This window comes from Mycobacterium sp. (assembly GCF_040509115.1).
Taxonomy (GTDB): Bacteria; Actinomycetota; Actinomycetes; order Mycobacteriales; family Mycobacteriaceae; genus Mycobacterium.
The window spans coordinates 1-14,427 of the sequence record NZ_JBEVLO010000023.1 but is presented as its reverse complement, the minus strand read 5'-3'; the positions used below and the strand labels follow the sequence as shown (position 1 = coordinate 14,427).

Below are 14,427 nucleotides of genomic sequence, written 5' to 3'. Positions count from 1 at the left end.
TCGGATTCGCCGGTCGCCTCGCCCTGCCCGTCACCGTCGTGGTCGCCGGGTTCGGACTGTGGACCCAACTCGCGTACGGCAAGGACTGGACGTGGTTGGTCCTCGGCGTCGCGGTCGTCGCCCAGATCTCGGCCGTCATGCTGGTGTGGAGCCGCGGTAGCGACGGCTGGGCGTTCGCCTGCACCGCGACCGTCGTTGCCGCAGTGGTGATCCTGCTCTTCGGGGCGCTGTACCCCAACCTGGTGCCGTCGACGTTGAATCCGGACTGGAGCCTCACGATCCACAACGGATCGTCGTCGCCATACACGTTGAAGGTCATGTCGTGGGCCGCGCTGATCTTCACGCCGCTGGTGATCGCCTACCAGGCGTGGACGTACTGGGTGTTCCGCCAACGGATCTCGGCTGCCCGCATCCCCGCACCCATCGGTCTGGCCGGGGGGGCATGAAACGACTAGCGGTCGGGGCAGCATTAAACGACTCGCCGTCGGGGCAGCATGAAACGACTAGCCGTCGGGGCAGCATGAGACGACTCGCCGTCGGGGCAGCATGAAACGACTAGCCGTCGGGGCAGCGGTGCGGCGTTACCTTGCCGCATCGGTGTGCTGCGGCCTGGTGATCACACTCGCGGCGCTCGCCTGCTCCGTTCTCCTGGCCCACGTCCTGGCCGGAGTCGTCACCGACCCCGCAACCAGGACGCTCGAACATTGGGCACCTCATCTCTCGATCCTGTTGACGCTCTGGGCGGTTCGCGTGGTGGCTCAGTGGCTGCAGGCACGACTGAGCCAACGGGGCGCCACGGCCGCCATCGCCGACCTCAGCACGCAGCTGCTCGGCACCGTCACGTCGCTCCCCCCGCGGGAGCTCACCGTGCGACACGACGAGGCGGCGGTGCTGCTGACCCGTGGCCTCGACTCGCTGCGCCCGTACTTCACCCGCTATCTGCCCGCAGCCATCCAGGCGGGCATCCTGACACCGGCGGCAGTCCTGGTGATGGCCTACTACGACTTGCAGGCCGCCGTGATCGTGGTCATCGCGCTTCCGCTGGTCCCACTGTTCATGGTCCTCATCGGGCTCGTCACCGCCGAAAGGTCGGCCGCCTCGCTCAAGGCGATGACCACACTGCAGTCGCGGCTGCTCGACCTGATCTCGGGCATCCCCACCCTGCGCGCGCTCGGCAGGGCCGATGGGCCAGAACATCGGATCACCGAACTGGCTGCCGCGCACCGCCGTTCGACGATGGCCACGCTCCGGATCACCTTCCTGTCCGCGCTCGTTCTCGAGCTCCTGGCCACCCTGGGAGTCGCGCTCGTCGCCGTCAGCGTCGGCTTGCGCCTGGTGTACGGCGAGGTGACACTCGCGGCCGCGCTCACCGCCCTGCTGCTTGCCCCCGAGGTGTTCTGGCCGCTGCGCCGGGTCGGGGCGGAGTTCCACGCCGCTCAGGACGGCAAGACCGCCGCGGATAGGGCCGCGGCGCTGCTCGACGGCGCCCCGCCGCCACACCGCGGAACCGAGCCACCCGTGGGCAACGCGATCAGCCTCGACGGGGTCGGCGTGCGCGGTCGACACGGTGACGCCCCGCATGGTTTGTCCGTCGACTTCGCACCGGGCACGCTGACCGTCCTGACCGGACCGAACGGAGCGGGAAAGTCCACCGCGCTGCACCTCGTCCTCGGCCTTGCGCCGGCAACCAGCGGCCGGGTACTGATCGGCGGTGTGGACGTCGCCGACCTCGATCTGGCGACGTGGTGGGCCCGGGTGGCCTGGCTGCCGCAACGTCCAGCCCTGGTGCCGGGTACGGTGCGCGCCAACCTCGAGCTGTTCGGACCCCTCTCTGATCTCGACACCGCCTGCCGCCGAGCCGGTTTCGACGACGTCCTGGCGTCGCTGCCGGACGGGTTGGACACGGTGATCGGACGCGACGGCACCGGGCTCTCCCTTGGCCAGCGCCAGCGACTGGCCCTGGCGAGGACGTTCGGCGCGGCCAAACCGGTGCTGCTGCTCGACGAACCGACGTCGCACCTCGATGCGGCGTCCGAGGCGCATGCACTGCGGGCGATCCGCGAGCTCGCCGACGAGGGCGCCACGGTCGTCGTGGTCGGTCACCGTCAGCCGGTCCTCGCGATCGGCGACAGCGTGATCACGGTCAGCTCCGAAACCATGGGGAGCGGCCTTGTCTCGCACTGAGTTCCGCGATGATCCGCTGGTGACGGGCCTGCGCCTGCTGCGGCCCCGGTTGCCGCGACTGGCCCTCGCGGTGTGCCTCGGGGTTCTTTCCCTCGGCAGCGCCCTGACGCTGGCGGGCGTCTCGGCGTGGCTGATCGCCAGGGCCTGGGAGATGCCGCCGATCCTCGACCTCGCGGTCGCCGTGGTCGCGGTGCGGGCACTCGGCATCTCCCGCGGAGTCCTCGGCTACTGCGAGCGACTGGCCTCCCACGACACGGCCCTGCGCGCCGCGGGCACCGCCAGGGCGTGGCTATACCGCGCGCTGGCCCGCGGTCCCGCCGACACGGTGATGCGACTCCCCCAGGGCGACATCGCCTCCCGCGTCGGCGCGTCCGTCGACGAACTGTCAGACATGCTGGTGCGCGCCGTGCTCCCCATCGCCGTGGCCGCCATCCTGTCGACCGTCTCGGTGGTGGTCATCGCCGTCATCTCCCCCGCTGCCGCCGCCCTGCTGCTGGGCTGCCTGATCATCGCAGGCGTCCTGGCGCCGTGGCTGGCCGCCCGCGCCGCTGCGGCCGCCGAAGACGTGGCCACCCGACACCACGCCGCCCGGGATACGGCAACCATGCTGGCCCTCGAACACGCTCCGGAGCTACGAGTCAGCGGGCGTCTGGACGCCACCATCTCGGATTCGGTTCGCTTGCAACGAGACTGGGGTGAGTCCTCCGACCGTGCGGCGCTGCCTGCCGCATTCGCCGCAGCCGCGCCGACGGCCGCGATCGGCGCCAGCGTGCTCGGCGCGATCGTCGTGGGAATCTCCCTGGCCTCGTCCGTGGCCCCGACCACCCTCGCGATCCTGGCGCTGCTGCCGCTGTCGGCGTTCGAAGCCACCACCGCCCTACCCGCGGCCGCCATCCAGCTGGTTCGATCCCGGATCGCCGCCCGGCGACTGCACGAACTCATCGCGCCAGACCCCGTGGCACGGCAACGGCCCCGAGTCGACCTGCCGGAACTTCAGCGCGGCCAGCGATTGGCAGTGATTGGCGAAAGCGGCAGCGGCAAGACCTCGACACTGATGGCACTGGCCGACCTGGCCGCACCACAATTGGCCGGCCCGGCCGTGGGCTTCTTCGCCGAGGACGCGCACCTTTTCGACACGACCGTGCGGGACAACCTGCTGGTGGCCCGCGGTGACGCGACCGACGAGGAGCTGACGGCGGCGCTGCGCGCCGTCGGGCTCGGGGCCTGGCTCGACGGTCTGGCCGACGGCCTGGCCACCCTTCTGACTGGCGGTGCCGCGGCGGTATCGGCGGGTCAGCGGCGTCGACTGCTGCTCGCCCGCGCCGTCGTCTCGGACTTCCCCGTCGTCCTGCTCGACGAACCCACCGAACATCTCGATGCGGCCGACGCCGAGCCCATCCTGCGGGACCTGCTCACCACGGGACGACTGTTCGCAGCGCACCGAACCGTCGTCGTTGCGACCCATCACCTCCCCGCGGCAGTGGGCTGCGAAGTCTTGGACCTCGGTCGCGCCCACTACCCTCTGATGTCATGACTGCACCGCCACGCGGACTCGGCCCCCGAAACGGATTCGGGACCGCGGCCCTCGTCGTCGCAGTCGGCGGTCTCTTGATTTGCTGGTCGGTGGTCGGCGGAATCGCCTGCGGCGTGGTGGCCGTCATCTTCGGCGTCCTTGGTCGCGGCCGGGCTACCCGCGGCGAGGCCAACAACGGAGCCGTCGCCACCGCAGGGACCGCGCTCGGCGCCCTCGCGATCGTGGCCTCGGTGGCCTTCGCGGTGATTTGGTGGAGCGCATGGCGTGACTCCGACGGCTCGGAGTATCTGGACTGCGTCGTCAGGTCCGGCACCGATCAGCGCGCGCTGGACGGATGCCGGGACAGCTGGCTGGACAACATTCAGAAGGAATTTGGCGTCACTCTGCAGCCGCCGTCGCCGACGAGCCAGGAAAGTACTTGACGATTCCCTCCTGAATCACCGTCGCCAGCACCCGGCCCTCGCGGTCGAAGAAGTGGCCGTTGCCCAACCCGCGCGACTCCGCCGCGACCGGTGACGAGGTGGAGTACAGCACCCAGTCGTCGAAATGCACCGGGCGGTGGAACCACACGGAGTGGTTCATGGTCACCGCGAAGATCCGATCGAACCCCCAGGACAGTCCGTGGGTGGTGATGATCGAGTCGAGCACCGTGGTGTCCGACGAATACACCAGTGCGGCGGCGTGGATCACGGGATCGGCGGGCATGTCCCCCTTGGCCTTGATCCACACCCGGTTGTGCGCGAGCCGCTCCCCCTTGTCCCGCATCACCCATGCCGGATCGTTGGTATAGCGCCACTCGATCGGTTTGAGTGCGGCCACGAAGAGCGGAACCGTCTCCTCGTAGCCGAGCAGCAGATCGTCGATGCTCGGCACCGACAGCGGTTCGGCGACGTCGGGCACCGGCACGCCGTGCTCGAGGCCACGGCCGCCGGCCAGATGCGACACCAGCGCCGACGCCAACAGCACGTCGCCCTGCTTGACGTCAACGCGGCGATTCGCGAAGCGACGCTCGTCGCGCAGTCGCACCACGTGGAACTCGAGATCACGCTCCGGGTCACCGCCAGCGATGAAGTGCACCGACAGCGCGCTGGGCGGCAATGCGTGCTTCAACGTGCGGCTGGCCGCGACGAACGCCTGGGCCATCATCTGCCCGCCGAACGTCCGGATCGGGTTCTTGCTCGGATGCCGACCCGTGAACGTGTCGTCGTCGACGCGACGGAGCTCGAGTACCGAGAGCAGCTCTTCCAGATCCGACCTACTCACGAGGTGCCGCTCTGCGCGCGCAAGCTCTCGTGGACGCGAGCCTGCACGTCACTCCTAGTGGTCGTCCTCGCCGATCCGGTGCACGTGGATCATGTTGGTCGAGCCTACTGTGCCTGGAGGAGCACCAGCCACGATGATCACCAGGTCACCCCGCTTGTACCGACCGAGCGCCAGCAGGGACTCGTCGACCTGACGGATCATCCCGTCGGTGGTTTCGATGTGCGGGACGATGAACGTCTCGGTGCCCCACGTCAGCGCGAGCTGGCTGCGCACCTCGGGCAGCGGCGTGAAGGCCAACAGTGGCAGCGGCGTGTGCAGCCGGGCCAGCCGCTTGAGCGTGTCCCCCGACTGGGTGAACGCGACAAGCGCCTTGGCGTCCAGTCGCTCGCCGATGTCGCGGGCGGCGTAGGAGATCACGCCCCGCTTGGTCCGCGGCACGTGGGCCAACGGCGGCGCCGCGGTCGAGTTCTGCTCGACAGCGGTGATGATGCGCGCCATCGTCTTGACGGCTTCGAGCGGGTACTTTCCCACGGACGTCTCGCCGGAGAGCATCACGGCGTCGGTGCCGTCCAGCACGGCGTTGGCCACGTCGGAGGCCTCCGCGCGGGTGGGCCGGGAGTTCTCGATCATCGACTCCAGCATCTGGGTTGCGACGATGACCGGCTTGGCGTTCTCCCTGGCCATCTGGATGGCCCGCTTCTGGACCAGCGGCACCTCCTCCAGCGGCAGCTCGACGCCCAGGTCGCCGCGGGCGACCATGATGGCGTCGAAGGCCAGCACGATGGCCTCGAGGTTCTCGACCGCCTCGGGCTTCTCCAGCTTGGCGATCACCGGAACGCGACGGCCGAGCTCGTCCATCACCTCGTGCACCAGCTCGATGTCGGCGGGTGACCGCACGAAGGACAGCGCCACCAGGTCCACGCCGAGGCGCAGGGCGAACTTGAGGTCGTCGATGTCCTTCTCGGACAGCGCGGGCACGGACGTGTTCATACCGGGCAGCGACAGGCCCTTGTTGTTGCTGACCTTGCCACCCTCGGTGACGATGCAGACGACGTCGTTGCCGTCGACCTCGCTGACGGTGAGGCCGACATTGCCGTCGTCGACGAGCAGGCGGTCGCCGGCTACGGCGTCCTTTGCCAGCTCCTTGTAGGTGGTCGAGACCCGGTCATGGGTGCCCTCGATGTCCTCGACGGTGATCCGCACCGTCTCCCCTGCGACCCACACGGTCGGTCCGTCGGCGAACCGGCCGAGCCGGATCTTGGGTCCCTGCAGGTCGGCGAGGATGCCGACGGCGCGCCCCGTGGCGTCCGACGCCGCGCGGACCCGCTTGTAGGCGACCTCGTGATCGGCGTGGTCACCATGGCTGAAGTTCAGCCGTGCCACGTCCATGCCAACTTCGACCAAGGCCTTGATTTGCTCATCCGAGGATGAGGCCGGGCCTAGCGTACAGACGATCTTTCCGCGTCTACTCACGTTGACTCAGCATAGTCGTGATCGATTCAGATGACGATTCAGACGACCGGTCAAACCACGGCGAGAGGGAGCGCACTGGGCTTGACCGGCGCCGGAAGGTCCGAATCTCCCATCAGGAACACGTCCACCGCATGGGCGGCGCTGCGCCCCTCCGCGATCGCCCAGACGATGAGCGACGCGCCCCGGTGGGCGTCGCCGCAGACGAACACGCCGGGGGCGTCAGTCTGCCAATCCGAGCCGCACGGCAGAGCACCCCGCTTGTTGAGCTGCAGGCCGAGCCCGTCGAGCAGCGGCATGTGCTCGACACCCTCGAACCCGATTGCGAGAAGCGCCAACTCGCAGGGAATCTCGATGGACTCGCCGACCGGTGTGATGTGCCGACGGCCCTGCGCATCGCGCTCGACCTTGACCTCGGCGATCACCATGGCCCTGACGTGGCCGCGCTCGTCCCCAACGAACCGCTGCACCGCAACCTCGTACCGGCGGGCGCCCCCTTCCGCGTGAGCGGGTGAAGTCCGCAGCACCATGGGCCACGTCGGCCACGGCGACCGGGAATCATCGCGCTGCCCCGGTGGCTCCGGGTTGTAGTCCAGCTGTGTGACCGACGCCGCACCCTGGCGGTGCGCCGTGCCCAAACAGTCCGCGCCCGTATCGCCACCACCGATGATCACGACGTGCTTGCCCGCCGCCGAGATCGGGGATGCGCCGTCACCCTCGCACTCCTTGTTGGCGGGCACCAAGTGCTCCATCGCCAGGTGCACGCCCTCCAGCTCACGTCCCTCGACCTGGTTGTCGCGCGAGCGGAGTGCTCCAACCGCGAGCACCACGGCGTCGTGCTGTTCCCGCAGCTGCTCGATGGACAGATCGACCCCGACCTCGCAGTCGGTAACGAAGCGCGTGCCCTCGGCCCGCATCTGCGCCAACCGCTGATTCAGCGTCGCCTTCTCCAGCTTGTACTCGGGGATGCCGTACCGCATCAGGCCCCCGATGCGGTCGTCGCGCTCGTAGACGGTGACGTGGTGCCCGGCGCGGGTGAGTTGCTGGGCGGCGGCGAGCCCCGCGGGACCGGACCCCACGACCGCCACGCTCCTCCCGGTCGAGATCGCGGCGGGCTGCGGTTCGATGGTGCCGTCCATCCAGGCCTGGTCGACGATCGTCTGCTCGATGCGCTTGATGGTCACCGATCCACCCGTCTCGGGCTCGGAGATCGACAGCACGCACGCCGCTTCGCACGGCGCCGGGCACAACCGTCCGGTGAACTCCGGGAAGTTGTTGGTGGCGTGCAGCCGGTCGCTCGCGGCGTCCCACCGACCACGACGGACGAGGTCGTTCCACTCGGGGATCAGGTTCCCCAACGGACATCCCGCCGTTCCGGAGTGGCAGAACGGAATTCCGCAATCCATGCAGCGGCGCGCCTGCTGGGAGACCTCACCTGCCCGGTGGTGGGCGTCCTGGCTCTCGTACACCTCGCGCCAGTCGCCGATGCGCTCGTCGACCGGACGCTTGGCCGCCTCGACCCTGGCGACCTGGAGAAAACCGAACGGGTCAGCCACGGGTTGCCTCCATGATCGCGGTGTCGACGTCTCTGCCATCGGCCTTGGCCATCCGGGTGGCCTGCAGCACCTTCTCGTAGTCGGTGGGCATGATCTTGGTGAATTGCACGCTGCGCCTTGGCCAGTCCGACAGCAGCGAGCGCGCGACCGTACTGCCGGTGTGCTTCTCGTGCTCGGTGACGACACCGTGGAGCCAGGTCAGGTCCTCGGCTTCCAGGCGCTGCAGGGCCACCATGTCCGGGTTCACCTTCGCCGGATCCAGACCGAGGACGTAGGCGATGCCGCCCGACATTCCCGCCGCCATGTTGCGACCGGTCGGGCCCAACACGACGACGCGCCCACCGGTCATGTACTCGCAGGCGTGGTCGCCGACCCCCTCCACCACGGCAAGTGCGCCGGAGTTGCGGGCGCAGAACCGCTCCCCGACCCGGCCGCGGAGGAACACCTCGCCGGAGGTGGCGCCGAAGACCAGCGTGTTGCCGGCGATGACGTTGTCCTCGGGAATGAAGAGCACGTCGTCGGCGGGTCGAACGACGATTCTCCCGCCGGAAAGCCCCTTGCCGACGTAGTCGTTGGCGTCGCCGACCAGGTCCAGCGTGATGCCGGGCGGTAGGAACGCGCCGATCGACTGACCGGCCGAACCGGTCAGCGTGACGTGGATGGTGTCGTCGGGGAGCCCTTGCGCACCGTAGCGGCGCGTGACTTCGGAGCCGAGCAGGGTGCCGACCGTTCGGTTCACGTTGCGCACCGGCAACTCGAGACGCATCGGATGCGCGTCCTCCAAGGCGCCCTCGGCGAGTGCGATGAGCGTCTGGTCGAGCGCATGCTCGAGCGCGTGGTCCTGATCGCGGAGCCTGCGCCGCTGGGTCAGTTTGGCGCCGTGAGCATCCCGTGGCGCAGCGAAGATCGGCGACAGGTCCAGGCCCTGGCTCTTCCAGTGCGCGACCCCGGGAGCGGTGTCCAGCATCTCGACCCGGCCAACGGCCTCGTCGATGCTTCGGAAACCCAACTCCGCCAGGTACTTTCGGATGTCCTCGGCGACGAACCTGAAGTAGTTCTCGACGAACTCGGGCTTGCCGTTGAAGCGGGCCCGCAGAGCCGGATTCTGCGTCGCCACCCCCACCGGGCAGGTGTCGAGATGACATACCCGCATCATGATGCAGCCCGCAACCACCAGCGGGGCCGTGGCGAAGCCGTACTCCTCGGCTCCGAGCAGCATCGCCACGATGACGTCACGGGCCGTCCGCATGCCACCGTCGCACTGCACGGTGATCCGGTCGCGAAGACCGTTGAGGACCAACGTCTGCTGGGTATCGGCCAAACCGATCTCCCACGGCGCCCCGGCATGCTTGAGCGACGTCAGCGGAGCGGCACCCGTGCCACCGTCGTAGCCCGAGATCAGCACGACGTCGGCATGCGCCTTCGACACGCCTGCCGCGACGGTGCCGACCCCCACCGAGCTGACCAGCTTCACGTGGATCCGAGCCTGGGAGTTGGCGTTCTTCAGATCGTGGATGAGCTGCGCCAGGTCCTCGATCGAATAGATGTCGTGATGCGGTGGCGGGGAGATCAATCCGACCCCGGGGGTCGAATGGCGTGTCTTGGCGATGTTGGGATACACCTTGTAGCCCGGAAGTTGGCCGCCCTCACCGGGTTTGGCGCCCTGAGCCATCTTGATCTGGATGTCCGTGGCGTTCACCAGGTAGTCGCTGGTCACCCCGAAACGGCCCGAGGCCACCTGCTTGACCGCGCTGCGCCGTTGTGGGTCGTAGAGCCGGTCGACGTCCTCGCCGCCCTCGCCGCTGTTGGAGCGGCCGCCGAGGGCGTTCATCGCGATGGCCATGGTCTCGTGTGCCTCGGCGGAGATGGAACCGTAACTCATCGCACCGGTGTTGAACCGCGTCACGATCGACTCGACGGACTCGACCTCGTCGAGCGGGACGGGTTCCCGCACCCCGGACTTGAACTCGAACAGCCCGCGCAGCGCACCGCCGTCCCTGGCCAGCCGGTTCACCTCGTCGGAGTACTGCTGGAAGACCTCGTACCGACCGGTGCGGGTCGCGTGCTGCAGCAGGAAGACGACTTCCGGTGTGAACAGGTGCAGTTCACCCTCCCGGCGGAACGCGTACTCGCCGCCCACCTCGAGGCGCCGGTGGACCCGCTCGGTCGGGTTCTCGGGGTAGGCCCGCCGGTGGCGCAGCTTCACCTCCTCGGCGAGGACGTCGAGTCCCACGCCGCCGAGCTGGGTCGGCGTGCCGGTGAGGTATTCGTCGACGACGTCGCGGTTGAGTCCGATCGCCTCGAAGGCCTGCGCGCCGGTATAGGAGGCGACGGTCGAGATGCCCATCTTGCTCATCACCTTCATGACGCCCTTGCCGAGCGCCTTGAGATAGTTGCGCACCGCGGTCGACGGCTCGATGCCCGTCAACTCACCCTCGCGGATCAGGTCCTCGATCGATTCGAAGGCCAGATACGGGTTGACCGCCGCCGCACCGAAGCCGATGAGCATGGCGATGTGATGCACCTCGCGGGCGTCGCCGCTTTCCACCACCAGCGCGACCGTCGTGCGCTCCTTGGTGCGCACCAGGTGGTGGTGCACGGCCGACACGGCGAGCAACGACGGGATCGGCGCCTTCGTATGGTCGGAGTCACGGTCCGAGATGACCAGCGTGCGATAGCCCTTCGCGATGGCCTCGCACGCACGGATGCGCAGATCCTCCAACGCGTCGGCAAGACCTTCACCGCCCCGCTCTACGTCGTAAAGCGCCCGGAGCACCTTGGTCTTGAGGCCCGGCTGCTCACCGTCGTCGTTGATGTGGACGATCTTGTTCAGCTCGTCGTTGTTGAGCACCGGCCACTTGAGCACGATCTGGCGCACCGACGCCGCCGACGGCTCCAGCAGATTGTGCTCAGGGCCCATCACCCGTGACATGGACGTCACGACCTCTTCGCGGATCGCGTCCAATGGCGGATTGGTCACCTGGGCGAACAGTTCGACGAAGTAGTCGTACAACAGCCGCGACCGCTGAGACAGCACTGCCGCCGGCGTGTCGGTTCCCATGGAACCCAACGGTTCTGCACCCGAGGCCGCCATCGGCGTCAGCATGATCCTGAGCTCCTCCTCGGTGTACCCGAAGGAGATCTGACGCCGCACCACTGAGTCGTGATTGGGCTGCACGCGCACCCGGTCGGGCAGGGTCGCAAGATCCAGCAGACCGGAGTGCAACCACTCGCTGTAGGACTCGGAAGACGCCAGGGCGCCCTTGATCTCGTCGTCGGAGACGATCCTGCCCTCGGCGGTGTCGATCAGGAACATCTTGCCCGGCTCGAGACGGCCCCTTGCGACGATCTCGGACGACGGCACGTCGAGCACGCCGCTCTCGCTGGCCAGGATGATCCTGTCGTCGATGGTGCGCCACCACCGCCCGGGCCGTAATCCGTTGCGGTCCAACACCGCACCCACCACGGTGCCGTCGGTGAACGTGACGCACGCCGGCCCGTCCCACGGCTCCATCAAGGAAGCGTGGAACTGCCAGAAGGCGCGCCGCTCGGGATCCATGTCGGCGTTGTTCTCCCACGCCTCGGGGATCATCATCAGCACGGCGTGCGGCAGGCTGCGGCCGCCGAGGTGCAGAAGCTCGAGGACCTGGTCGAAGGACGCCGAATCGGAGGCGTCGCGGGTGCAGATCGGCGAAAGGCGGGCCAGGTCGCCGGGGATCTGTGCGCTGGCCAGCATGGCTTCGCGCGCATGCATCCGGTTTCGGTTGCCGCGGACGGTGTTGATTTCGCCGTTGTGGGCGACGAACCGGAACGGATGGGCCAGCGGCCACGACGGAAAGGTGTTGGTGGAGAACCGGCTGTGCACGATGGCGATCGCGCTCTGACAGCGCTCGTCGCGCAGATCCGAAAAGAACTGCGGCAGTTGCATCGTCGTGAGCATGCCCTTGTAGGCGATCGTCCGACTCGACAGCGACGCGAAGTACACCCCACCCTGCTCGGCGAGTTTGCGGACCGGGTACACGCGACGGTCGAGTTCGATGCCGCCCGGCCGTGATCCGTTGCGCTCGGGTGCTGCGACGAACAGCTGCGCCATGTACGGCATGCAGCCCAGCGCCGTCACGCCGACGCCCGCGCCGTCCGGATCGACCGGAACCTCGCGCCAGCCAAGGACTTCCAGACCCTCGTCGGCGGCGATCGACTCGATGCGCTCGCGCTCGCTGAGCCTGGCGACGGGATCCTGCGGTAGGAAGCAAATACCCGCCGCAAAGGTGTTGCAGCCGTCGCCGGTTGGCTCTGGCAGCTCGAAGTCGACGACTTCGCGCAGCAGTTCTATCGGCAGTTGCAGGAGGATGCCCGCACCGTCACCACTGTTCGGTTCGGCGCCTGCGGCGCCTCGGTGCTCGAGATGCTCGAGCGCGGTGAGGCCGTCGGCGACGATCGAGTGGGAACGACGTCCCTGGATGTCGGTGATCATGGCCACGCCGCAGGAATCTGCCTCGTTCTCGGGGTCGTACAGACCCTGAGCCTCTGGCAACGCCGAGAACAACACTCGCAAGTACCTCCGCAGTCCGGGAAAACACGTTTCAGGACTGCAATGGCCCGAGTGGCGAGTGTATCAGCGGACCAGCCGCGCTACCCGCCAATAAACGTCGGGACCAGCGGGAACCCGGGCAGGTTGCGGACTACGGTCCAGGCCACGGCGGCGACGGTGATCGTCACCCAGCCCAGCACGGGAAGCCCCCGTTTTCCTGACCGGCGACGCATCAGCAGCCACAGCGCCAACACCGGCAGCCCGACAAGCAGGAACGCATTGTCGACCAGCGCGGCACTGAAGTCGCCGTTCAGGACGTCGTGCGTCATGCGGATGCCCCCGCAGCCAGGGCAGTACCAACCGGTCATGACGTGGAAGGGGCACGTGGGGAAGCCGAAGCCGGGGGCATGCGGGTCACGCACCCCGATGTACGTCAAGGCGCCGACGAGAACCGCGGCACCGCCGATTGTGGCGTACCGCGTCCCGGTGTGACTGGTGGTGGGGCTAGGTTCCATCGCGCAGGAGGCGCCCGTGCTGATCGCGTGGGGACCCGGTCATCAGGACGATCGTGTCGACGATGCCCCACACGAGCGGCACGACGTAGCCGAATCCGCACGTGACGACGGTGATCAGAATGCCGCCCACCAGCTGTGCCACGCCGAGAGTCGTCTGGCCCATGTACAGGCGTCCGATGCCGAGCAGTCCGACGACGCCGAGCAGCTGGAGCAGGCCCGCGATCACCTTGGACTTGTCCGATAGTGGTTCACCCGTGACCGGGTGGTAGCCGTAACTGGGTGGGCCAAATCCGGGTGAGCCGTAACTCGGTGGCGGAGCACCGTATCCGTTCGCCGGCGGCGGATAACCGGCAGGCGGCGGCGGATAGCCGGGAGGCGGCGGCGGGCCGCCGTATGGGGGCGGCCAGCCCTCGGGGTTGTCGCCGAACTTGGACGGATCGGTCACGCGTCAAGCATGCCAGATCGGGTGACCGACCCGAGCAGCGAAAGTCAGCCGCGTCGTCGACGCCACCAGCGCTTGCGCGGCGGCTCGGCGACCCACTCCGATTCGGGGACGAGTTCTTCTCCGACCTCGTCGTGCACCTCGGGCACGTCGACCGCGGCGGGCTCACCGTCGTCAGCCGGAGTCGCGTGCTCGACCGTGTCCCCGGGCTGCGCGTCCTCCTTGGCCTGAACCTCGGCGATCTCCTCGGCCACGGCGTCGTGGACTTCCGGGACGGCGGGACCGGCGGCGGAGTCCTCGGCGGCGGCGGTCTCTGGCTCGGCGGCGACGTCCTCGGCGGCTGCCTCCGCGTCCACGGCGCCCTGCTCTGTCGCCGCGTGCACCTCGGCAGCCGAATCCTCAGCCGCGGCGACTTCGTCACCCTCGACCGACCCCAGACCGATCTCGTTCTCGGCCGACTCGCGGGACGCGGACTCCTCAACGTCGGGCTCCTCGGCGGCAGCCTCTTCACCAGCAGCCTCTTCGGCAGACTCCGACTCGGCAGACTCAGGCTCGGCAGACTCGGGCTCGGCAGCGACATCCTCGGCAGCTACCTCAGCGTCCGCGGCGCCCTGCTCTGTCGCCGCGTGCACCTCGGCAGCCGAATCCTCAACCGCGGCGACCTCGTCACCCTCGACCGACCCCACACCGATCTCGTTCTCGGCCGACTCGCGGGACGCGGACTCCTCGACGTCGGGCTCCTCGGCGGGAGCCTCTTCGGCGGCAGCCTCTTCGGCGGTCTCCGGCTCGGCGGTCTCGGGCTCGGCGGACTCCGGCTCGGCGGCGACATCCTCGGCAGCTGCCTCCGCGTCCACGGCGCCCTGCTCTGTCGCCGCGTGCACCTCGGCAGCCGAATCCTCAGCCGCGGCGACTTCGTCACCCTCGACCGACCC

The 14,427-nt window shown here is 68.5% G+C and carries 10 protein-coding genes and 1 pseudogene; 4 read left to right on the top strand and 7 right to left on the bottom strand.

Features of this window, described 5'->3' with window-relative positions; genetic code table 11:
• The 4 genes from ABW137_RS02255 to ABW137_RS02240 form a co-directional block, all read left to right on the top strand.
• Positions 1–446, top strand: a 446-nt coding sequence (locus ABW137_RS02255; protein ID WP_526396459.1) for a cytochrome d ubiquinol oxidase subunit II, incomplete at its 5' end; no start/stop codon positions are given.
• 100 nt (positions 447–546) lie between these two features.
• Positions 547–2,184: a thiol reductant ABC exporter subunit CydD gene (cydD, locus tag ABW137_RS02250; protein ID WP_526396457.1), complete on the top strand. Its 1,638-nt coding sequence runs from the start codon at positions 547–549 to the stop codon at positions 2,182–2,184.
• Positions 2,171–3,718 (top strand): ATP-binding cassette domain-containing protein, encoded by a 1,548-nt coding sequence (locus tag ABW137_RS02245; protein ID WP_526396455.1) that lies wholly within the window; start codon positions 2,171–2,173, stop codon positions 3,716–3,718. Before cydD ends, ABW137_RS02245 begins: the two co-directional genes overlap by 14 nt.
• Positions 3,715–4,140, top strand: a complete 426-nt coding sequence (locus tag ABW137_RS02240) for a DUF4190 domain-containing protein (protein ID WP_526396453.1) — start codon at positions 3,715–3,717, stop codon at positions 4,138–4,140. The genes ABW137_RS02245 and ABW137_RS02240 overlap by 4 nt, the downstream gene beginning before the upstream one ends.
• Here ABW137_RS02240 and ABW137_RS02235 read toward each other — a convergent pair.
• From ABW137_RS02235 to ABW137_RS02205, 7 genes and pseudogenes are all read right to left on the bottom strand, one after another.
• Positions 4,097–4,981: an acyl-CoA thioesterase II gene (locus tag ABW137_RS02235; protein WP_526396451.1), complete on the bottom strand. Its 885-nt coding sequence runs from the start codon at positions 4,979–4,981 to the stop codon at positions 4,097–4,099. The two genes, ABW137_RS02240 and ABW137_RS02235, sit on opposite strands and share 44 nt — an antisense overlap.
• A 54-nt stretch (positions 4,982–5,035) precedes the next feature.
• The gene (pyk, locus tag ABW137_RS02230; protein WP_526396449.1) at positions 5,036–6,454 is read right to left on the bottom strand and encodes a pyruvate kinase; all 1,419 of its coding nucleotides are present in this window, start codon (positions 6,452–6,454) and stop codon (positions 5,036–5,038) included.
• A 50-nt stretch (positions 6,455–6,504) separates the two neighbouring features.
• Positions 6,505–8,007 (bottom strand): glutamate synthase small subunit, encoded by a 1,503-nt coding sequence (gltD, locus tag ABW137_RS02225; RefSeq protein WP_526396447.1) that lies wholly within the window; start codon positions 8,005–8,007, stop codon positions 6,505–6,507.
• Complete coding sequence (gene gltB / locus ABW137_RS02220; protein ID WP_526396445.1) at positions 8,000–12,556, bottom strand: glutamate synthase large subunit; 4,557 nt, start codon at positions 12,554–12,556, stop codon at positions 8,000–8,002. Before gltB ends, gltD begins: the two co-directional genes overlap by 8 nt.
• 83 nt (positions 12,557–12,639) lie before the next feature.
• Positions 12,640–13,053 (bottom strand): DUF2752 domain-containing protein, encoded by a 414-nt coding sequence (locus ABW137_RS02215; RefSeq protein WP_526396443.1) that lies wholly within the window; start codon positions 13,051–13,053, stop codon positions 12,640–12,642.
• On the bottom strand, positions 13,043–13,498 hold the full coding sequence (locus tag ABW137_RS02210) for an NINE protein (RefSeq protein WP_526396441.1): 456 nt from the start codon (positions 13,496–13,498) through the stop codon (positions 13,043–13,045). Before ABW137_RS02210 ends, ABW137_RS02215 begins: the two co-directional genes overlap by 11 nt.
• Before the next feature lie 44 nt (positions 13,499–13,542).
• Positions 13,543–14,427, bottom strand: a pseudogene (locus ABW137_RS02205) (hypothetical protein); the annotation flags it as partial.